General features: G+C 73.3%; 20 protein-coding genes and 3 pseudogenes. 9 read left to right on the forward strand and 14 right to left on the reverse strand.

Going from position 1 to position 19,819, the window contains the following annotated elements; genetic code table 11:
- The first annotated feature begins 417 nt into the window (after positions 1-417).
- Positions 418-768, forward strand: coding sequence for a helix-turn-helix domain-containing protein (locus ACFXAE_RS01240; RefSeq protein ID WP_384706373.1), 351 nt, complete (start codon positions 418-420; stop codon positions 766-768).
- A 224-nt stretch (positions 769-992) separates the two neighbouring features.
- A complete protein-coding gene (locus ACFXAE_RS01245; RefSeq protein ID WP_384706375.1) occupies positions 993-1,667 on the forward strand; it encodes a DUF1326 domain-containing protein in 675 nt (224 codons plus the stop codon).
- 32 nt (positions 1,668-1,699) lie between these two features.
- On the opposite strand, the gene ACFXAE_RS01250 is transcribed toward ACFXAE_RS01245, so the two are convergent.
- The 3 genes from ACFXAE_RS01250 to ACFXAE_RS01260 all read right to left on the reverse strand — a co-directional run bounded on the left by ACFXAE_RS01250 (position 1,700) and on the right by ACFXAE_RS01260 (position 5,108).
- Positions 1,700-2,536 (reverse strand): DUF2182 domain-containing protein, encoded by an 837-nt coding sequence (locus ACFXAE_RS01250; RefSeq protein ID WP_384706377.1) that lies wholly within the window; start codon positions 2,534-2,536, stop codon positions 1,700-1,702.
- A gap of 327 nt (positions 2,537-2,863) precedes the next feature.
- Complete coding sequence (locus ACFXAE_RS01255; protein ID WP_384706379.1) at positions 2,864-4,063, reverse strand: NAD(P)/FAD-dependent oxidoreductase; 1,200 nt, start codon at positions 4,061-4,063, stop codon at positions 2,864-2,866.
- A gap of 100 nt (positions 4,064-4,163) precedes the next feature.
- Positions 4,164-5,108, reverse strand: coding sequence for an RNA polymerase sigma-70 factor (locus tag ACFXAE_RS01260; RefSeq protein WP_384706381.1), 945 nt, complete (start codon positions 5,106-5,108; stop codon positions 4,164-4,166).
- A 130-nt stretch (positions 5,109-5,238) separates the two neighbouring features.
- Here ACFXAE_RS01260 and ACFXAE_RS01265 point away from each other — a divergent pair, with 130 nt between their 5' ends.
- Positions 5,239-6,444 carry an acyltransferase family protein gene (locus ACFXAE_RS01265; protein ID WP_384706383.1) on the forward strand — a complete coding sequence of 402 codons (1,206 nt, stop codon included), beginning with the start codon at positions 5,239-5,241 and terminating at the stop codon, positions 6,442-6,444.
- On the opposite strand, the gene ACFXAE_RS01270 is transcribed toward ACFXAE_RS01265, so the two are convergent.
- Positions 6,445-6,657 (reverse strand): DUF4287 domain-containing protein, encoded by a 213-nt coding sequence (locus ACFXAE_RS01270; RefSeq protein WP_384706385.1) that lies wholly within the window; start codon positions 6,655-6,657, stop codon positions 6,445-6,447. It lies immediately after the preceding gene.
- Positions 6,658-6,716: 59 nt separating this feature from the next.
- Positions 6,717-7,394: a DUF998 domain-containing protein gene (locus ACFXAE_RS01275; protein ID WP_384706387.1), complete on the reverse strand. Its 678-nt coding sequence runs from the start codon at positions 7,392-7,394 to the stop codon at positions 6,717-6,719.
- A 684-nt stretch (positions 7,395-8,078) separates the two neighbouring features.
- Here ACFXAE_RS01275 and ACFXAE_RS01280 point away from each other — a divergent pair.
- The gene (locus tag ACFXAE_RS01280; protein WP_384706388.1) at positions 8,079-9,656 is read left to right on the forward strand and encodes a carbohydrate-binding protein; all 1,578 of its coding nucleotides are present in this window, start codon (positions 8,079-8,081) and stop codon (positions 9,654-9,656) included.
- A gap of 81 nt (positions 9,657-9,737) precedes the next feature.
- Here ACFXAE_RS01280 and ACFXAE_RS01285 read toward each other — a convergent pair whose 3' ends face one another.
- Complete coding sequence (locus ACFXAE_RS01285; protein WP_384706390.1) at positions 9,738-10,886, reverse strand: sugar ABC transporter substrate-binding protein; 1,149 nt, start codon at positions 10,884-10,886, stop codon at positions 9,738-9,740.
- A gap of 234 nt (positions 10,887-11,120) precedes the next feature.
- Here ACFXAE_RS01285 and ACFXAE_RS01290 point away from each other — a divergent pair, with 234 nt between their 5' ends.
- Positions 11,121-11,945: a hypothetical protein gene (locus ACFXAE_RS01290; RefSeq protein ID WP_384706392.1), complete on the forward strand. Its 825-nt coding sequence runs from the start codon at positions 11,121-11,123 to the stop codon at positions 11,943-11,945.
- A gap of 78 nt (positions 11,946-12,023) precedes the next feature.
- Positions 12,024-12,344: an antibiotic biosynthesis monooxygenase family protein gene (locus tag ACFXAE_RS01295; RefSeq protein ID WP_384706394.1), complete on the forward strand. Its 321-nt coding sequence runs from the start codon at positions 12,024-12,026 to the stop codon at positions 12,342-12,344.
- 26 nt (positions 12,345-12,370) lie between these two features.
- On the opposite strand, the gene bla is transcribed toward ACFXAE_RS01295, so the two are convergent.
- Positions 12,371-13,291 (reverse strand): class A beta-lactamase, encoded by a 921-nt coding sequence (gene bla / locus ACFXAE_RS01300; protein WP_384706396.1) that lies wholly within the window; start codon positions 13,289-13,291, stop codon positions 12,371-12,373.
- A 160-nt stretch (positions 13,292-13,451) separates the two neighbouring features.
- Positions 13,452-13,766, reverse strand: a pseudogene (locus ACFXAE_RS01305) (penicillin-binding transpeptidase domain-containing protein); the annotation flags it as partial.
- Positions 13,767-13,806: 40 nt separating this feature from the next.
- Between ACFXAE_RS01305 and ACFXAE_RS01310 the strand changes: the two are divergent.
- Positions 13,807-14,277: pseudogene (locus ACFXAE_RS01310) on the forward strand (serine hydrolase); the annotation flags it as partial.
- 127 nt (positions 14,278-14,404) lie between these two features.
- Here ACFXAE_RS01310 and ACFXAE_RS01315 read toward each other — a convergent pair.
- The 3 genes from ACFXAE_RS01315 to ACFXAE_RS01325 form a co-directional block, all read right to left on the reverse strand.
- Complete coding sequence (locus tag ACFXAE_RS01315; protein ID WP_003969786.1) at positions 14,405-14,608, reverse strand: cold-shock protein; 204 nt, start codon at positions 14,606-14,608, stop codon at positions 14,405-14,407.
- A 239-nt stretch (positions 14,609-14,847) separates the two neighbouring features.
- Positions 14,848-15,228 carry a MerR family transcriptional regulator gene (locus ACFXAE_RS01320; protein ID WP_384706398.1) on the reverse strand — a complete coding sequence of 127 codons (381 nt, stop codon included), beginning with the start codon at positions 15,226-15,228 and terminating at the stop codon, positions 14,848-14,850.
- A gap of 145 nt (positions 15,229-15,373) precedes the next feature.
- Positions 15,374-15,496 (reverse strand): hypothetical protein, encoded by a 123-nt coding sequence (locus ACFXAE_RS01325; protein ID WP_384706400.1) that lies wholly within the window; start codon positions 15,494-15,496, stop codon positions 15,374-15,376.
- A gap of 266 nt (positions 15,497-15,762) precedes the next feature.
- On the opposite strand from ACFXAE_RS01325, the gene ACFXAE_RS01330 reads away from it, so the two are divergent.
- Positions 15,763-16,134: a DUF6479 family protein gene (locus tag ACFXAE_RS01330; RefSeq protein WP_384706402.1), complete on the forward strand. Its 372-nt coding sequence runs from the start codon at positions 15,763-15,765 to the stop codon at positions 16,132-16,134.
- Positions 16,135-16,153: 19 nt separating this feature from the next.
- Here the strand turns inward: ACFXAE_RS01330 and ACFXAE_RS01335 are convergent, their stop codons facing one another.
- Positions 16,154-16,921 carry a carboxypeptidase regulatory-like domain-containing protein gene (locus tag ACFXAE_RS01335; protein ID WP_384706404.1) on the reverse strand — a complete coding sequence of 256 codons (768 nt, stop codon included), beginning with the start codon at positions 16,919-16,921 and terminating at the stop codon, positions 16,154-16,156.
- A gap of 260 nt (positions 16,922-17,181) precedes the next feature.
- A complete protein-coding gene (locus ACFXAE_RS01340) occupies positions 17,182-18,885 on the reverse strand; it encodes a glycoside hydrolase family 13 protein (protein ID WP_384706406.1) in 1,704 nt (567 codons plus the stop codon).
- A gap of 186 nt (positions 18,886-19,071) precedes the next feature.
- On the opposite strand from ACFXAE_RS01340, the gene ACFXAE_RS01345 reads away from it, so the two are divergent.
- The gene (locus ACFXAE_RS01345; protein ID WP_384706408.1) at positions 19,072-19,605 is read left to right on the forward strand and encodes a copper chaperone PCu(A)C; all 534 of its coding nucleotides are present in this window, start codon (positions 19,072-19,074) and stop codon (positions 19,603-19,605) included.
- Positions 19,606-19,637: 32 nt separating this feature from the next.
- Here the strand turns inward: ACFXAE_RS01345 and ACFXAE_RS01350 are convergent.
- Positions 19,638-19,787, reverse strand: a pseudogene (locus tag ACFXAE_RS01350) (nucleoside hydrolase); the annotation flags it as partial.
- Positions 19,788-19,819: the final 32 nt, after the last annotated feature.

Raw genomic sequence — 19,819 nt, forward strand, 5'->3', positions numbered from 1 at the left:
CCTGCGGCACCTGCACGCCAAATTCTACTTTTGCCAGAGTAGACATTGCGGTGCAGCACGGTTAGTCTTCTTCTTGTTGACATGGTCGAGCGAGACCCGGCAGACATGAACTGGCGGGTAGCAGTACCGCAGTACCCCTTCACCCAGTGGTCGGTTCAGAGGAAAGGACGGAGGAGCAGACGCCATCAGGATCGCCCGGCACCGAGAGACTTTCGGCCCGGGTACCGCAGGACCCCGGAACGGATGGTGGTCTTTGGTCACGCAACCGCGATCCCCGCACCCCCGCCCTCACCGGGCCGGGTAGCGGAAACGGAAGGTCGGCACAGCATGAGGGCCGACCGATGGTGTTGAATTTCCTTCGGGGCCCTGGTGCCGCACGGCACCAGGGCCCCTCGACGCGTTGTACAACGAGGTGACATGCCAGCAGACACTCCACTCGGTAATCGTCTGGACGACGACGACTACCCCGCGTACACCATGGGCCGGGCCGCCGAAATGCTCGGCACCACCCCCGGCTTCCTCCGGGCCATCGGTGAGGCCCGTCTGATCACTCCGCTGCGCTCGGAGGGCGGACACCGCCGGTACTCCCGCTACCAGCTGCGGATCGCCGCCCGCGCCCGCGAGCTCGTCGACAGGGGGACCCCGATCGAGGCGGCTTGCCGCATCGTCATCCTCGAGGACCAGCTCGAGGAAGCCCAGCGCATCAACGCCGAGTACCGCCGTGCCGCGGACCAGGCGTCCCACGGCGTCGATGCCGGTTCGAGCTGACCGCGGGGGCGCGGGCGGCCGGCCCGGGCACGCCGCTCCACCGCGCGTGGGCACCCGGACGGGCCTCGTACGCGAGCGCCGCCGTGACCGGGGTTCCCCTGCCCGGACATGAGGCGCAAGCTGGAGAGGAGGCCGCCCGGTCGTCCCGGGCGCGGGCTCGGGCTCGGGACGTACGGTCTCGCCACTCCGAGTGAGCCCTTCGGGCTCGGCAGGAGGGAAGCGCGATGACAGCTCAGGTCACCACCGGTACGCGCTGGCACCTGGCCGGCGACTGGTTCGACGTGTGCAAGTGCGCCATACCGTGTCCCTGCACGTTCGCCCAGCCCCCGACCTACGGCGACTGCGAAGGCGTGCTGGTCTGGCACATCCGGGAAGGCAGCTTCGACGACGTGCGGCTCGACGGTCTCAACGTCCTGATGCTCGGCTCCTTCACCGGAAACCCCTGGGCCGGCACGCACACCGACCCGTACGCCGCGGTCTTCCTCGACGAACGGGCCGACGAGCGGCAGCGCGCCGCGCTCGGGGCGATCTTCGGCGGTGAGGCGGGCGGATGGCCGGCGCGGTTCGGGGAGATGTTCCACCCCGAGATGCGCGGCATGGACTTCGCCCCCGTCCACGTCGAGATCGACGAGGACCTCGCCACCTGGCGGGCCGAGGTTCCCGGCCGGGTCACGGCCACCGCCGAGGCGCTCACCGGCCCGACGACGCCGGACGGCGCGCGCGTCCAGGTCCACAACGCCCCGGGCGCCGAGGTCGGACCCGGCCAGGTCGCCACCTGGGGGCGGGCCACCACCGACCGCGCCGACGCCTTCGGCTTCTCCTGGGAACGCTCGGGGAAGTCGAGCAAACACTTCCCGTTCGACTGGAGCGGTCCTGACCAGGAGCCGGAGCGGTCCTGAGCAGGGAGGAGGCGTGTCTCGGGGCCGGAGCGTCACATGCCGCCCGTCATCGGCATCGTCCCTCGGAGCCCCGGCAGCAGCCAGTCCTGGAACAGTGCGAGCACGGCGAGCACCAGAAACGCGACGCCTACGCCCCACGCGAGCAGCCGGCCACGGGACCACAGCTTCTCCACGAAGATCACCACGGCGAGCGCGGCCATCGCCGCCACGTTCATCACGCCGAGCGGGATCAGTACGGTCATCAGCCCCGCACAGCACCCGACGCAGTAGGCGCCGTGATGGACGCCCACCCGGAGGTCGCGGGCCGGCCGCCGGAAGCCCGCGTAGCGCACCAGGTGGCTCATCGGGTCGCGGCAGTGCCGCAGACAGACGTTCTTGAGGGGGCCGAGCTGGTACAGGCCGGCGAGCAGGAAGGCCGCCGCGCCGATCCGGCGTCCGGCGTCCGGACGGTCGTCCACCAGGCCGCCGGTGAGGGCGAGGGCCGCGTAGGCGAGCAGCCCGAAGGCGGTCCACACCAGCAGGTACCCGCCCACGAACTCGGCGGTGCGCACGGTCCGCCTCCGGCCGGAGGACTGCCGGCCGATCCCCCGCACCCAGGTGAGGGCCACCGGCGCCATGGACGGCAGCATCATGGCCGCCGTCATCGTCACCCACAGCAGCAGGAACAGCGGCAGCGCCATTCCCATCGTGCCGGGTGCGATCCCCATGTCCCGGGCCTGCCCGATCGTCAGTGCCCAGGCGGGCGCCGCGATCAGGACGATCACGAGCCACGCGGCCGCGAGATCCCTGGCCGGCAGCAGGCCGCCGCCCGCTCCGGTCGGCGCGGGCGACCGGGCGGACATGGAGAGGGAAGTCCGGCTGTGGCGCATCGGCGTGTACTCCTGCGGCTGGTTCCAGGACAGCACGCACCGGCCGGCGGCGCGACCTCACGCCGCGGGCCCGGGCGGCCGGCCTTCTAAGGGTCCCGGGCGAGGAGGACCAGGTCCGCTCCTGCGACCGGCGCGGTGAAGGCGGGAGCGACAAGCCCGACGGCTCCCGGAACGGTCCACGCGCCACGGCTTCGTCACCGGCCGGCCGGGGGTCGTCCGGCCCGGTGCGCGTCCGGCCCGGGGGTCGTCCGGCCCGGTGCGCGTCCGGCCCGGTGCACGTCCAACCCAGTGCGCGTCCGGCCCGGTGCACGTCCAACCCGGTGCGCGTCAGGCCGCCGCCCTGACCGTCGGGTCCGGGGCGGTCGGCTCCCGGAGCACGCCGCGGGTGCGGGTCGGGATGCCGAGGGTCGGGTGGACCACGCCCCAGACCGCGCCCTTGCAGACCAGTTCCTTGTAGCGGGCGGCGAGGCGTCCGGTCAGGGCCGCCTCGACGGCGCGGTCGTCCGCGGTGACGTACTGGATCAGGCCCTCCTTGCGGCCCAGCGAGATGCACTGGTTGAAGTAGCGCAGCGGCGCGTGGGGGAGCTTGCCGCCGGTCAGGCGGGCCGCGATGGAGTCGGCGGCCTGCCAGGCGGTGGGGACGCCCGAGGCGCACGACATCCGCAGCGGCTTGTCGCCGGGGCCCTCCACCAGGGCCGCGTCGCCGACGGCGTACACGTCCGGGTGCGAGAGGGAGCGCATGGTGCCGTCGACCACGATCCGGCCCGTGTCGTCGGTCTTCAGGGTGGTGGCCCCGGCGATCGGGTGGACGGCGAAGCCGGTGGTCCACAGGGTGACCGCGGCCGGGAGGGAGCGGCCGTCGGCGAGGGTGACGTGGTCGGCCCCGACTGCGGTGACGGACGCCTGCTCGTGCACCGTGATGCCGAGCCTGCCGAAGACCTCGCGCAGGTGCCTGCGGCCCTTGGCGGAGAGCCGGTCGCCGAGGTCGCCGCGGGTGGCGAGGGAGACGTCGAGGTCCGGGCGGGACTCGGCGATCTCGGCCGCGGCCTCCAGCCCGGTGAGTCCGCCGCCGACCACGACCACGGACCGCCCCGCGTCCAGGCCGGCCAGGCGCTCGCGCAGGCGGAGGGCGCCGGGGCGGCCGGCGATCCCGTGGGCGTGTTCGGCCGTGCCGGGGACGCCCTGGGTGTCCCAGCCGCTGCCGAGGGCGTACACGAGGGTGTCGTAGGTCAGTTGCCCGGTTCCCCCGGTGTCGTCGGTGACGGTGACCGTCCTGCGGTCGGCGTCCACGGCCGTCACCGTCGCCTGCCTCGGTTCCACGCCGGTGCCCGCGAACATCTCGTCGAGGGGGAAGGACCTGAGCTCCTGGCCCACCGCGAGTTGGTGCATCCGGACGCGCTCGACGAAGTCGGGTTCGGCGTTGACGAGGGTGATGGCGACGTCCTCGCGGCGCAGCCGCCTGGCCAGGCGGCCGGCGGCGATGGCTCCGGCGTATCCGGCTCCGAGGACGATGATGCGGTGCTGCATTTCCCTGCTCCTGTCGTCGGCTCTTCGGCGGGTCGCCCCTTGAACCGGGCGGCCCACCGTTTCCTGACAGGAGCGGAGTGCGACGTGGATCACATGACGGTCAGAAGACGGTGAGCAGGGGGTCGCCGTGGTCGGCGGCCGCCCAGAGCCGGGTCGCGCGCTCCAGCTTGTCGGGGTTGACCTGGTTGAGGATCGCGGTGATGCCCTCGGGGGTGACCGCGAAGCACATGATGCCGACGACCCGGCCGTCGAGGACCATCACGAGGGCGGGGTCGCCGTTGGCGGTCGTGGCGTGGACGGCGGGCGACCCGCCCACGATGTCGCGCTTGGCCTTGCCCGGCTTGAACAGGCCCCGCATGAACGTCGCGACCGCGAGCGCGCCCTCGAACGCCTTGGCACGGGCCGGGACCTTCCCGCCGCCGTCGCCGATCGCGACAGCGTCCTGGGTGAGCAGCCGCACGAGGGGCTCGGTCCGGCCGCTGGTGGCGGCCGCGAGGAACTCGTCGACGACCCTCCGGGCGGCGGCCTCGTCGACCTCGGTGCGCGCCTTGCCCTCGGCGACGTGCTTCCTGGCCCGGTGGAAGATCTGCTGGCTGGCGGCCTCGGTGAGGTCGAGGATCGCGGCGATCTCCCGGTGCGGGTAGTCGAAGGCCTCCCGCAGCACGTACACCGCCCGCTCGTTGGGGGTGAGACGTTCCAGCAGGGTGAGGACGGCGTACGAGACCGACTCGCGCTGTTCGGCGGTGTCGGCGGGGCCGAGCATCCGGTCGCCGGCCAGCAGCGGCTCGGGGAGCCACTCGCCCACGTAGGTCTCGCGCCGGGCGCGGGCCGAGGTGAGCTGGTTGAGGCACAGGTTGGTGAGCACCTTCGTCAGCCAGGCCTCGGGGACCTCGATGCGGCCGGTGTCGGCGGCCTGCCAGCGCAGGAACGTCTCCTGCACGGCGTCCTCGGCCTCGCTCGCGGAGCCGAGGAGACGGTAGCCGATGGCCTCCAGCCGGGGCCGGAAGGCCTCGAACCGATCCACGTCCCGACCGCTCAGCGCCATGCCCCGGATCGTAGCCCCCGCCGGGGTGATCAGGCCCTCCAGGTGGGCGTACGGAGGCATGCGTCCGTGGTTTCGGGACAGGCTCACCGGATCACCCCAGGCAGTCGGCAGACGGGAAGCGATCTCGTTCATGGCTCAGGAAGCGGGCTCGGCGACAGCGGAGGACTCCGGACTCGGCACGGGAGAGGCGGAGCCCCGCGGCTTCGGCGGACCCGAGCCGCCGCGAGGACGGGGCTTCCCGTCCGCGGTGGCGCGCAGCGGCCGGGTGAGCGGCCTGGACGGGCTGCGGACGGTGGCGGTCGCCCTGGTGCTCGCCTACCACGTGGCACCGGACATGCTGCCGGGCGGCTCGGTCGCCGTGGACCTCTTCTTCACCCTCAGCGGCTTCGTCATCACCCGGCTGCTGCTCGCCGAGTACGCCCGCACCGGCGGCGTCGCCCTGCTCCCCTTCTACCGGCGGCGCTGGCTGCGGCTCGTCCCCGCGCTGCTGGCCCTGTGCGCGGTCTGCGCGGCCTTGTCGGTGACCACCTCGCTGTGGGGCTTCGACGGCTCCCTGCGGGCGGCGGGCCTGTCGGCACTGTTCCTGGTCAACGTCGTACGGGCTGCGCAGTCCGGGCCGTACGGCGACCTGATGGGGCCGCTCGCGCACACCTGGTCGCTGGGTGTGGAGGAACAGTTCTACCTGCTCTGGCCGCTCGCGCTGCTGGTGCTGCTGCGGTACACCCGGGCGCGCACGGTGCTGCTCTGCACGGCGGCCCTGTGCGCGCTGCCCGTGCTGTGGCGCTGCGCCCTGTGGCAGCCGGACGCGGCCCACCGCATCTACAACGGCACCGACACCCGCGCCGACCAGTTGCTGGCCGGCGCCCTCGTCGCCGTGGTCCTGGCGCGGCTGTGCGCCGACGATCCCCGGCTGGCCGTGCTGCGCGCCTGGGCGGGCCGGCTGGCCTGGCCGACGCTGGGCGTGCTGGCGCTGGTGGCCTGGCGGATGCCGGTGACCGCCGACGCCGGCCCGTGGACGGTCTGCTGGTACACCGTCGGGTTCCTGCTGGTGGCGGTCCTGTCCGCCACCCTGGTCGCGGCGCTCGAACTGCGCCCCGGGAGCGGGCTCTCCCGGCTGCTCTCGCTCACGCCGCTGACCTGGGTGGGCCGCAACCTGAGCTACGGCATCTACCTGTGGCACTACCCCGTCATACGGCTGCTGGCCTCCCTCGGGATGAAGGACGGACTCCTGCCGGCCACGGCCGTGCTGACCGTCCTGACGGCCCTGCTGTCGTACTACGTCGTCGAGGCACCGTTCCTGCGCCGGGCCCGGCGGCCCGCGCCGGCCCGGGTCTGATCACCTGCCGCTGTCCTCGGCCAGGGTGTGGGCGACCAGGGCGTTGGCGTGTCCGTGGCCCAGCCCGTGCTCGGCCTTGAGCCAGGTGACGAGCTCCATGTGCTTGGTGAGCGGGGAGGAGCGGATGAGCTCCTTCCACTCGGCGACAGGCCGGCCGTACTTCTTCTCGATGGAGGGGAAGTAGCTGGCAGGGCCCTTTACCGCGTCGGTCATGGGGGTGCTCCCGTCTCGGATCGGAAAGATCTTGATGAGGTCGATGGTGCGGCAGCCGGCTAACGGTCCGCCGGGGTGGTGGCCAGCCGGGCCGTCAGCGCGGTCAGCCAGAGCAGGCCGAGGCCCGCGCCCGCGGTGAACGCGAGGACGGAGGCGGCGGAGCCGGCGAATCCGGCGAGGACGGCGACGGGCGCGAGGCGGGAGGCGACGGCCCAGCCGCGGTGGCCGCGGCCGGCGAGCGGGCGGGCCAGGACGACGAACGCGGCGCACAGGGCGAGGTAGCCGGCCATCCCGGCGGCCATGTGGGCGGCCCCGTGTCCGCTCAGCGTGGCCGTGTCGGGGGAGCCGGCGGGGAAGCCCGCGCCCGCGTCGGCGGGGAAGGCCGCGGCGGCCCAGAACGAGGCACCGCACACACCGATCAGGGCGGGGCCCCAGGTCGCGCCCGCGCCGCCGTCCAGCACCCGGCGCAGACCGGCCGCCCCGGCGATGAGCAAGGCCCCGGCGAGCAGGAAGTTCACGGTCTGGATCCAGCCCGCCCCGCCGAGGGCGAGCTGGCTGATCGCGTGACGGGTGAAGTCGAAGCCCTCCCGCGCGGACCCCTGGACGAGGCCGGCCGCGAGGAACAGCGGACCCGCCAGCACGCCGCCGGTCACGGCCCACCGTGCCGTCGGGCGCGGCAACGTGGGCGTGGCAGGGGCGACGGGGCGGGGGCGGGGTTCGCCGAGCGTGTGGGTCATGGCCGGGCCTTTCTTGCGCCGGTGTTGTCGTGTGTACGACCAACGGCGCGGGGCGGAGTCATCGCTCCGGACGATGTGTGCCGCGTCACACGTTCCCGGGTCGGTGCCGGTCGGATCGTCGACGGCGCACAGGCTCTCCGCCGGGGCGTCCGACGGCACCGGTGCCGGGAACCGGCCTGAGCGACTCCGGCTCCGGCGGCGGGACGGTCCTCCCGGACCTCGGCGGCAGCCGCCGGAGTCCGGCCGCGACCGGCCCGTCGCGCCATCCCGCGGAACGGGCCACCCACATCCTCCGCGCGGCGTTCGACTGCCCGTGCGGCCGGTCCACCGACGACCTCCGGACCGGCCGGGCCACCGACGACCTCCGGACCGGCCGGGCCGGCACCCGCCGGATCACCGGCCGGGCCCGCGAACACCTGCCCACCGGGCGGCGGACACCGGTGTGCGCGGTGGAACAGCGGCGGCCGTGTGACGCGTTCGCCGGCACGGTCGGATGGCCCCGCCGGCCCGCGCGGGGCATGCCGCCACAATCCGGTCGTTCATGGACGTGAATCTGATTCAGCGTCAACACCCTTGACGCGCCCACGACATGCCCCTACGGTCCCGGAAAGCGCTTTCTCCGTTCACACACTCGAACGCACCGATGAACTCGTCCGACCAGCCGACCGAACCTGGAGACGAACGATGCACTTGAGACCCGCCCTCGCCTGCGCCGGCCTGCTGGCCGGCGCGCTCGTCGCGATGTCCGGCAACCCCGCGCAGGCCGCCACCGTGCGGTACGAGGCCGAAGGGTCCTCGGCGGTCTGCACCGGCGCCGTCGAGACCGAGTGGTCCGGATACTCCGGCAGCGGCTTCTGCAACGGCACCAACGGCACCGGTGGCTACGTCCAGTTCACCGTGAGCGCCTCCGCCGCCGAGACGGCGACGCTCCGGGTGCGCTTCGCCAACGGCAGCGGCGGCGCACGCGCCGCGAACATCGTGGTGAACGGCAGCACGGTCGCCTCCGCCTCCTTCGAGGCCACCGGCGACTGGACGGGCTGGACCACGAAGACGCTCACCGTGCCGGTGCGCTCGGGCGGCAACACCGTCCGGCTCAGCCCGACCTCGTCCGCGGGACTGCCCAACATCGACTACATCGACGTGGAGACGAGCGGCGACACGACCACCCCGCCGCCCGCCTCCGCCCTCTACGTGGCACCGGGCGGCAGCGCCGGCGCGTCCGGCACCCAGTCCGACCCGACCACGCTCACCTCCGCGATCGACCGCATCACCCCCGGCGGCACGATCTACCTGCGCGGCGGCACCTACAACCACTCCCAGACGGTCACCATCCCCGCGGGCAACAACGGAACCTCGGGCGACCGCACGGAGCTCGCCGCCTACCCGGGTGAGACGCCCGTCCTGAACTTCTCGGCACAGAGCGAGAGTTCGTCCAACCGCGGGCTCGCCGTGAACGGGTCGTACTGGCACGTCAAGGGAATCGTCGTCGAACGCGCCGGGGACAACGGCATCTTCGTCGGCGGCAGCAACAACGTCTTCGAGCGCACGGTGACCCGCTACAACCGCGACACCGGGCTGCAGCTCTCGCGGATGACCTCCGACACGCCCCGCGACCAGTGGCCGTCCAACAACCTCGTCCTGAGCGCCGAGTCGCACGACAACGCCGACTCCGACGGTGAGGACGCCGACGGCTTCGCCGCCAAGCTCACCTCAGGACCCGGCAACGTCTTCCGGTACGCCGTCGCCCACAACAACATCGACGACGGCTGGGACCTCTACACCAAGTCGGACACGGGCGCGATCGGCGCGGTGACCATCGAGGACTCCCTCGCCTACGAGAACGGCACCCTCAGCAACGGCGGCCAGGCAGGCAACGGCGACCGCAACGGCTACAAGCTCGGCGGCGAGGACATCGGGGTCGACCACGTCATCCGGCGCAGCATCGCCTACGACAACGGCAAGCACGGGTTCACGTACAACAGCAACCCGGGCTCGATGACCGTCTCCGGCAACGTCAGCATCGACAACGCCGAGCGCAACTTCAACTTCGACGCGGGCAGTTCGGTGTTCCGCGACAACACCTCGTGCCGCGGCGGCAGCGGGTCCAACGACAGGACCATCGGCAACGTCGACGGCTCGAACCAGTTCTGGTCCGGCTCCAACGGCTCCCGGTGCGCCGGCTACTCCGGCGCCCTGGACTGGTCCTTCGCCTCGGACGGCCGCCTGGTCGTCCGCTTCGGCGGCAACACGGTGACTCCGTAGGGGAGGTGAGCGGCGGCCGGCCTCCCGGTTCCTCCGGGGGGACCGGCCGCCTCCCGCTTCCCGCTCCCTACTCCCGGCTTCCTACGACGTCAGGCCGATCTCCGCGCAGTCCGCCGCGTACGCCCCGGCGCAGATGTCCTCGACGGTGTAGACGCCGTCCTGGACCACCGTGGCCTCGATGTTCTCCTTCGTGAGGGCGACCACCGGGACCAGCATCGCCGGGATGTCCTTGTGCGTCGGGCTGTCGACCACGTCACGCGCCAGGGCGTCGAACTGGATCGACCTCTCCTGCACCTTGGCCACCGCCATGTCCGCGGCCCCCGTCGCCTCCAGCAGGAACGACTTGTACACCGTCATGTACTGCGTGCCCGACACGATCCGCCGCACCGCCGCCAGATCGGCGTCCTGCCCGGTCACCGGCGGAAGATCGGTGACCCCCGCGTCCTGAAGCACCTCGATGACGGCGCCGGCCATGCCGTCGTTCGCCGAGTAGACGGCGGCGATGTCCCCGGCGCCGACCTCCTTCACCGCCTCGCGCATGTGCTCCGCGGCGACCTCGGGCAGCCACTTCCTGGTGTCGTACGACTTGGCGATGTCCACCTTGCCGTCCAGTTCGCCGAGCGCGCCCTCCCGGAACAGCGCCGTGTTCGGGTCGGTGGGCGCGCCGTTCATCATGACGACCTTGCTGTCCTCGGCGTTCTCGCCGAGCGCGTTCACGAGGGCGCGGCCCTGTACCTGGCCGACGAGCTCGTTGTCGTGGGAGACGTACGCGTCGATCGGGCCCTCGGCGAGACGGTCGTAGGCGATGACGGGTATGTCCGCCTCCTTCGCCCTCTCCACGTCCGGCGCGACGGCCTTGGAGTCCACCGCGTCCACCACGATCACGTCGACCCCGTCGGCGACCATCCTCCGGAACTGCTCGCTCTGCTTGTCCTTGCTGCCCTCGGCGTTGGCATAGACGACCCTGCCCTGCTTGTTGGTCAGGGACGAGACGCGGTCCTCGATGAGGGGGCGGTCGAACCTCTCGAAGCGCGCCGTGTCCTTGTCGGGCAGCAGCAGGCCCACGGTGATGTCGTAGCTCACGCTCGGTGACGCGGACGCGTCGTCGCCGCCCACCGCGCCGACGACACCGCACGCGGTGAGCGACAGGGCCGACAGGCAGGCGGTCAGGAGCAGGGCGGTGCGGCGTACGGAGGCGGTGCGGGCGCGGGGGGTGGTACGGGGGTTCACGGGGAATGCCTTCCGGGCGAGTGCAGCAGGGCGACCAGGCGACTGTGTCCGTTGTGCGGTGGTGCGGTACGCATGCTCACGGCACCCTCGCGGGCCGTGCGGGGAATGTGCGCAGGAGCGGCACACGGACTGCACACAGTGGGCCGGGGACGTCGTTAGCGTGGCTGTCCCCTGCTCCGGACCGGCCGCCCCGGCGGGCGTCGGCGTCGGTACGTCAACTCAGGAAGACAGCGGATGGACTACTGCTCCACGTGTCGCCGGCATCTGAACGGCGCCCTGGTCTGCCCGGGCTGCGGTGCCTACGCCCCCGACATCGCGCCCGCCGTCATCGGTGGCCGCACCGTTCCCGGACCGGCGACGGCCGTGGCGCCCGATACCGTCGTCATGCCCCCGGCCCCACGGCCGGCCTCCATATCCACCCCCACGGGTACGGGCCGGGCGGCGCGGCGGCGGCAGCTGGTCCGCTGGAAGAAGACCCAGCGGCGGGCCCTGGTCGCGACGGCCGTGGCCTTCGTCGGCGGCGGGCTGACCCTCGCCTCGACGGACCGGGGCGGCTCGGACCGCGCCCAGGCCGCCACGGCGCCCGACCTCAGGGGCATGGGCGGTGCAAAGGCCCCCGCGGACCGGTACGACGACGGCCTGGACGCCCCGACGTCCTCCCCGGACCGTACGGCGCAGTCCCCCTCGGCCGACGACAGGCGCGAGCGGACGGACACCGAAGCCGCACCGGCGCCCACCGCCCCCTCCGACACCCGCACGGACGGCGCAGCCGCCCCGGAGACGGCGGTACCGTCACAGCCGCGTACGACCTCCCCGGACTCCGTCTCCCGCTCCGGCTCGCGCTCGGACACGGGATCGGGACCGGAATCCGTCTCGGGTTCCGGCTCCGGCACGGTCACGCCACCGGTGTCACCGCCCCCGGCCGCCGGCAGCGGCGACGGAGACGGCGGCACCGACCAGGGTGACGGCGCCCAGCCCGCCCCCTCCGCCCCTTCCACGCCACCGGCGACCGAGCCGGACTCCGCGCAGCTCTGCCTCCTGGTGATCTGCCTCGGCTGACCTCCCGCCGGGGTGGCGCGCCCGCACGGACCGTGCCCCGCCGCATGTTCCGGGACGGCCCTGCGGAACAATCAGGACATGAGCGTCGTAAAGATCAACGTACTCACGGTCCCGGCGGAGCAGCGCGAGACGCTGGAGCAGCGGTTCGCCGCGCGGGCGGGGGCGGTGGAGGGTTCGGACGGGTTCGAGTGGTTCGAGCTGCTGCGTCCGGTGGAAGGCACGGACACCTACCTCGTCTACACCCGCTGGCGGACCGAGGAGGACTTCCAACGCTGGATGGCCGGTCGCGGCCAGGCCGCCCACGGCGGGGCCCAGGGTGAGAAGCCCCGGCCGGCGGCCACGGACGCCACGCTGTGGTCCTTCGAGGTGGTCCAGCAGGCCGCGCCCAAGCAGGACTGACGCCGAAGCCGCCCCCTCGACCCGGCTCAGACGAGGGCGGTGAGCACACGACGGGTCGCCTCGGCGACCAGGGCGTCGCTGGGGTCGGCCTCGCGGTCGGGCCGCTCGGTCAGGACGGCGATCACCAGCGGGGCGCCGCGCGGCGGCCAGAGCACGGCGACGTCGTTGGCCCGGCCCCAGTCGCCGGTGCCGGTCTTGTCGCCCACCTTCCAGTCCCGGGGAACGCCGGCCCGGACGCGCCGGCCGCCGGTGGTGCTGCGGATCAGCCAGTCCGTCAGCAGCTCCCGCTTCGCGGCCGGCAGGGCGTCGCCGAGGACGAGGGCGCGGTAGTCGGCGGCGACGGCCCGGGGGCTGGTGGTGTCGCGCGGGTCTCCCGGCGGGTTGCTGTTCAGCTCGGGTTCGTTGTGGTCGAGGCGGCTCACGCGGTCGCCGAGTCCGCGCAGGTGGGCGGTGAGTGCGCGCGGGCCGCCGATCTCGCGCAGCAGCAGGTTGGCGGCGGTGTTGTCGCTGTACCGTACGGCCGCGTCGCAGAGGTCGCGGAGGGACATGCCGGTCCCGACGTGCTTCTCGGTCACCGGTGAGTAGGCGACGAGGTCGGCCCGGGTGTAGGTGACGCGCCGGTCCAGGCCGGCGACCGGGTGACGGTCCAGGACCGCGGCCGCCGCGAGCGTCTTGAAGGTGGAGCAGAGCGCGAAGCGTTCGTCGGCGCGGTGGACCACGGTGGCGCCGGTCCCGGTCGCGAGGGCGTACACCCCGAGCCGGGCGCCGTACTCGCGTTCCAGGTCGGTGAGGCTTTGGGGGTCCACCGGCGAGGGCGTGGGGGTGCGGCTCGGTGCCGGCGGGCCGGTCCGGCCACGCTCGCGCGCCGGGGTGCCGGTGGCGCATCCCGCCACGGGGGCGAGGGCCGCGGCCAGCAGTAACGCGCGGCGGGAGGGGCGTGCGGTCACGGGGTTCCTTTCGGACGGTTCGGTCGGGACGGCTCGGCCAGGACTGGCAGGTCAGGACGGTTCGGTCGGGACGGCTCGGCCAGGACTCGGGTACGGCGGACAGCAGGGAACGGATCACCGGTCCGGCCGAGCCGCCCCCGGTGACGCCCTCCTCGACCACGCAGGCCACGGCGACATTGCCCCGGTGGGCGACCAGCCAGCCGTTGTTGTCCTGCTCCTCGGAGACCTCCGCGGTCCCGGTCTTGGCGCCGATGTCGCCGGGCAGGTCGGCCAGCACGCGCGCCGTGCCCTCGGTGACGGTCGCCCGCATCAGTTCGCGCAGCCGGGTCACGACCTCCGGCGGCAGCGGGGTCGTGGTGGTCCCGTCCTTCGTGCCGGCGACGAGCGAGGGCTGGTGGAAGGTGCCGGACACGGCCGTCGCGGTGACCGACGCCATGATCAGAGGGTTGGCCTGGACCCGGCCCTGCCCGATCATCGACGCGGCCTTCTCCGTCGCGTCCCGGGACACCGGCACCTTCGGCGAGATGCTCGCCACCGTCAAGGAGGACGCCGGTCCCGACGGGGCCCGGGCACTCGCCGACCCGCGGGTCGTCACCCGGTTGCGGGCGCTCGACCCGGCCCGCACCAACCGCAGCACACCGCGCGACATGACCCGGCTGCTGGCCGCCGTGTGGCGGGACGAGGCGTGTACGCCGGAGCACGGCGCGGCCGTCCGGCGGATCCTGGGGCTGCAGGTGTGGCCGCACCGTCTGGCGTCGGGTTTCCCGTTCGACGACGTGCACGTCGCCGGGAAGACCGGCAGCCTGCCGACCCTGCGCAACGAGGTCGGTGTCGTCGAGTATCCGGACGGGGGCCGTTACGCCGTCGCCGTGTTCACCCGGACCGCGCACACCGCGGCCGTCCTTCCGGCGGCCGACGCGGTGATCGGCACGGCCGCGCGGATCGCGGTGGACGCGCTGCGGGCGAAAGGTCTGCGGTCACGCTGATCCCGCGCGCGAAAGGCGGGCGTGAAGGGCCGGGCAGCGCTGGGAAGGTCCGGGAAGGGCCGGCACAACAGAGAGCAGGGGCCCGCACCGAAGTGCGGACCCCTGCTCTCGAATCCCTGCGTACAGGTCAGGCGGGGACGATGTTCTCCGCCTGCGGGCCCTTCTGGCCCTGCGTGACGTCGAAGCTGACCTTCTGGCCTTCCTGGAGCTCACGGAAGCCCGAGGTGGCGATGTTCGAGTAGTGGGCGAACACGTCGGCGCCGCCGCCGTCCTGCTCGATGAAGCCGAAGCCCTTTTCCGAGTTGAACCACTTCACCGTACCGGTGGCCATATCAATTCTCCTGAGACAGTGCCGGGAATCGCACTTTACGAATCCCTACATCGTCGCGATGATCACCTGCCCGGAGACCCGGTAGCAAACTGGCAACCACAACTGCAACTGACGTCAGCCTAGCACGGAGGATGTCAACGGCAAGCGAGGAAAATCACTGGAATAAAGCACCGCAGGGTGTTTAGGGAAAGAGATTTTGTTCGGCGGAGCGGAAATACTGTTTCGGCCGGGACAGATTTTCATCGGCTTCCGTGGACCGCCCCCGCGCCTCGCCGGCGCAGCTCCTCGTTGGCGTGTGCGGCCTGTTCCAGCTGGTCCTCGAGGCTGACGATGCGGCACGCGGCGTCGACCGGTGTGCCCTGGTCGACCAGTTCGCGGGCGCGGGCGGCCAGCCTCAGCTGGTGGCGTGAGTAGCGGCGGTGACCGCCTCCCGAGCGCGTCGGGGTGATCAGCCGCGCCTCGCCCAGGGCGCGGAGGAAAGCGGGTGTGGCTCCGACCAGTTCGGCGGCCCTGCCCATGGTGTAGGCCGGGAAGTGGTCGTCGTCGAGCCGGTCGGCGACGGGGAGCCGGTCCTGGTCCGGCCGTCGGCCGTCGGCGTACGGCTGACCTTCCGAGGGCATACGCACCTTTCCGCGGACCATGGTGGGCACGGTCCGCCACAGGGGACGGGTTCCCCAGGGAGAACTCTAGTCGGCCCGGCGGAAAAACTGTCGTGGCGACGGCAGATGTCCTGCGCACGTCCCGCGGCGGGATTCCACGCGGCCGCTACGCCTTGGCCGGGCGGGTGCGATGGCGGGTGCGGTGCGGGCCCGTCGCGCCGAGGACGCCACCGAGTCCGGCCCCGGGGAGGGCGCCGCCGGGGAGGGCGCCGGGCGGCGGGCTGTTCACCGACGGGCACTCCCTCCTCGCCCTCTCCGTACGAAGCGGGGAGCACTCCCGGCGGGATGCCGTCGCCCTCGGGCAGGGCCGCGGAGGCGGGAAGGCCGGACCGGGCCCCGAGCTGCACACGTGGGGACGCGACGGCCCGGCCCGGCCTTCCTCTGGCCGCAATCTGTCACGGCACGGGGGCGACCGCCCGCCGGGGCGGGCCACGAGCGTGACGAGGTGGAACATTCCGGGCGCTTTATCCTATTTCTTCAGCGATACTCGGAAGCATGGACACGGCAACGTATGTAGTTCTGGCCTCCAGTACGCACCGGTGGGCCGTCTTCGCGGCCTTCATCGGCGGGCTGCTCGTGGCCGGCGCGCTGATCTGGGCCGTACGTGTCGGAATGCGGTACATGGACCAGGAGGAGCCCCGCCCCACCGCGGAGGACCAGCCGAGGCTGCCGGACGGCGGAGCGGTCCGCGAGATGCGGGAGATCCGGGAGCCGGACGAGATGCCGGACATGTCGAGGACCGGCTCACGGCTCATGCCCTACGAGCTCCATCACGCCGCCACCAGGACGGGCAAGGACCAGCAACGCAGGCGCTGGCTGCCCGGATCCAGCGGCTCCTTCGGCAGCGGAGGCCCCGGGCACGTGTGACCCGGCGGGGCGCCGCCGGTCAGCGGGCCGGGGCGGCGTTCCCCACGGTGATCTGGATCTGCTCGCTCGACGCGCTCACGCCGTTCAGGACGGCGGTGGCCTGGAGCCGGTTGGGGCCGGCCGGGAGGGCGGGCCCGGGAGCGCAGCTCCAGCGGCCGTCGGACCCGGCGGTGTCGGTGCACACCTCGTGGCCGTCCCGGTCGGAGACGGTGATCCGCGCGCCCGGGTGGGCGGTGCCGGCGATCACCGGCCGCGCGCCCAGCGGCACACCGGGCTCCGGGCGGGTCAGGGCCGGTTCGGCCAGTCCCACGGTCACCTGACAGCCGCCGGCCGCCCGGGCCGTGCCGTCCGCGTCCGCGAGCCGCAGGACGCATCCGCTCAGCCGGGTTCCGGGCACCGCGTCCACGGGCACCACCAGCACGAAGGGGAAGGTGCCCGCCCGCCAGGGCCGCTCCGCCGAGACCGCGGTGTAGACGGCGCTGCGGCCGTCGGCGGCCACCGTGCCCCGGTAGCCGGGGGCGTCGAGGGGGACGCCCGTCACCCGGGCCCCGGCGGGGGCGCTCAGGGTCAGCGTGGAACCGGCGCCGAGGGCGGAGCCCGTGAGTCCGGCGGCCTCGACGATGCCGTCCCGGCCGGGCGGGATCGTCGCGGCGCCCCAGAGCACCCGGTCGTGCGTCGCCGCCGGGGCGCGAGCGGCGGCAGAAGCCCCGCCCGTCGGCCACGCCGCACCCGCGAGAATCCCGGCCGCAGTCAGCGCGGCGGCCGCTGTCCTGCTGGACCTGTTCATCGTCGGCGGGCTCCCTGTACGGCCGTCACGGGCACCCCCGGAGCCGATTCTGCCGGTGCGTCCGCTCAGGTCGCCCGTGCTGAACGGCCGTACGGGTGGCCGGGCGGCGGCCGGAGGTGGCAGCGGGACCCGCTGCCGGAGGCCGACGACCGCCCGCAGCCGGCCCGGGGACCTCCGGCGGACCGGCCCCGTCCACGGGTCTGTCCTGTCCTGTCCTGTCCTGACCCGTCCCGGCGGGCCGGGACGGGACGGTGTGCGGGTCAGCGGCCGAGCCAGGCCGTGGTGTCCGGGCCGAGGCGGCCGTCCTCCAGGGGCGCGCTGGTCAGCAGGACCTCGCCCGCCGGGAGGGAGACCGGGCCGGCGGACAGGTTGGCCACACAGCGCCAGCCGTCGCCGCGGTCGAACTGCAGGACTCCCTCCGGGGTCTCCTCCGCCCAGGTCAGCGTCTCGCCGTCGATCAGCTTGCGACGGATCCGCAGGGCCGCGCGGTACAGCTCCAGGGTCGAGCCCTCGGCCCCGTCCTGTGCCTCGACGGCGTACGCGGCGAAGGACGGCGGCTGCGGCAGCCAGGCACCGGCCGCCCCGAAGCCGTACGACGGACCGGTCGTCGTCCACGGCAACGGCACCCGGCACCCGTCGCGGCCCTTGCGGACGCGCCCCGTCTGTTCCCAGATCGGGTCCTGGAGGACCTCGGTGGGCAGGTCGGCGACCTCGGGCAGGCCGAGCTCCTCGCCCTGGTAGACGTACGCCGAGCCGGGGAGCGCCAGCATCAGCAGGGTGGCGGCGCGGGCCCGGCGCAGACCGGCGTCCGGGTCGACGGCGGGGGCGTGGCCGCCGGACAGCAGCCAGGCGTTCTCGTCCGTGCCCGGCGGCAGCATCAGCCGGGAGGCGTGCCGGACGACGTCGTGGTTGGAGAGCACCCAGGTCGCCGAGGCACCGGCGGCGTGCGCGGTCTCCAGCGAGTCGGTGATGACCCGGCGGAGTTCCTCCGCGTCCCACCCGGCCTCCAGGTACTCGAAGTTGAAGGCCTGGCCCAGTTCGTCCGGACGGGCGTACAGGGCGCGCCGGGCGCCGGGCACCCAGGCCTCGGCGACGGCCATGCGGGGCGGGGAGTAGGCGTCGAGGATCTTGCGCCAGTCGCGGTAGATCTCGTGCACCTCGTCCCGGTCGTAGAAGGGGTGGGTGCCGGGCGGGAAGTCGGCGAGGGCGCCCTCGCGGCTCAGCTCGGGGGCGCCGAGGTCGCGCAGCGGCTCGTCGAGGTCCTTGGCGAGGGCGTGCGCGACGTCCACGCGGAAGCCGTCCACGCCCCGGTCGGACCAGAACCGCAGGGTGGTGCGGACGTCGGCGCGGACGTCCGGGTGGCCCCAGTTGAGGTCGGGCTGCTCGGCGGCGAACAGGTGCAGGTACCACTGTCCGTCCGGCACCCGCTGCCAGGCGCTGCCGCCGAACACGGACTGCCAGTCGGTGGGCGGCAGCTCGCCCCGCTCCCCCTTGCCGTCGCGGAAGACGTAGCGGTCGCGGGCCGGGGAGCCGGGCCCGGCGCGCAGCGCCTCCTGGAACCAGACGTGCTGGTGGGAGGTGTGGTTGGGGACGATGTCGACGATCACCTTCAGGCCGAGCCGGTGGGCCTCGGCGACGAGCTCGGCGAAGTCGTCGAGGGTGCCGAGGCGGGGGTCGACGTCGCGCGGGTCGGCGACGTCGTAGCCGCCGTCGGCGAGCTCGGAGGGGTAGAAGGGGCTCATCCACAGGGCGTCGACGCCCAGCGCGGCGAGGTGGGTGAGGCGCCGGGTGATGCCGCGCAGGTCACCGAGTCCGTCGCCGTCGGCGTCGGCGAAGCTGCGGGGGTAGACCTGGTAGACGACGGCCTGCCGCCACCAGTCGGGGTTCTGGGAGGAGAGGTCGGGCGTGGCGCCGGGGGCGGGGTGCGGCGGCCGGGGGGCGGGCGTGGTGGTGCGGTCGGTCACGCGGTCTCCTCTGGGTGCGTGCGGGTACCGGCAGAGAATCTGTCCACACCACCGTAAAAGTGAACACTCGGGCAGTGGGGAGCTCGGGCCCGCCGGTGTGGCGAGACCCCTTCCCTCTCGTTTGCCGGAATTCGTCCGGGCTACTCAGTGCGCAGGACGGTGGATCCGCGAGAGGAGCGAGCGAGCATGGCCCTTCCCCGCACACCGCGCGCCCGGCACGGCCTGGCGGCGGGCGCGCTCGCCGCCACCCTCGCCCTGGCGGGCGGCGGATGCGGCGCGGACGACGACTTCTCCCTCCCGGACTGGGACGCGCCGGGGCAGAACACCCGCGTCGGCGACCTCATGATCCGGTACGCGCATCTGGCCGAGCCGACGGGCGATCCCTGGCAGCCGGGCGACGACGTCGCGGCGTACGTGTGGCTCTACAACAAGGGCGGCGGCAGCGACCGGCTGGTGGGCGCGAGCTCACCGATGGCCGCGTCCGTCGACATCGTCGATTCCGACGGCAAGCGCCTGTCGGACGGCGTGGAGGTGCCCGAGAACGACCTGGTCGAACTGGAGCCCGGCAAGGACCACCTGATCCTGCGGGACGTGCGCCAGGTGATCAGGGGTGGCGACGCCACCGAGATCACCCTGCGGTTCGAGGACGCCGGATCGGCCACCTTCGGCATCCAGGCGCAGCCGCCCGTGTACGACGAGAGCGGCGCCCCGAAGCAGTGACCCGGCCCCCCGACGAACGGCTGCTCCGAGGGCCGCTCGACCGTCGCCAGGTACAGCTCGACGCAGCGGTCCACATCCACATCCAGGCCGACGTTCACCGGGGGCTGTTCGCGGGTGCCCTCGTGGAGCTCGGACTCGCCGGCGCGGACGCGGCGGTCGACCACGGTCTGGCCGCGGGCCGGGTGGCGTACGGCGAACAGCAGGGCCAGGGCGT

It is taken from the genome of Streptomyces sp. NPDC059454, assembly GCF_042749965.1.
GTDB lineage: Bacteria > Actinomycetota > Actinomycetes > Streptomycetales > Streptomycetaceae > Streptomyces.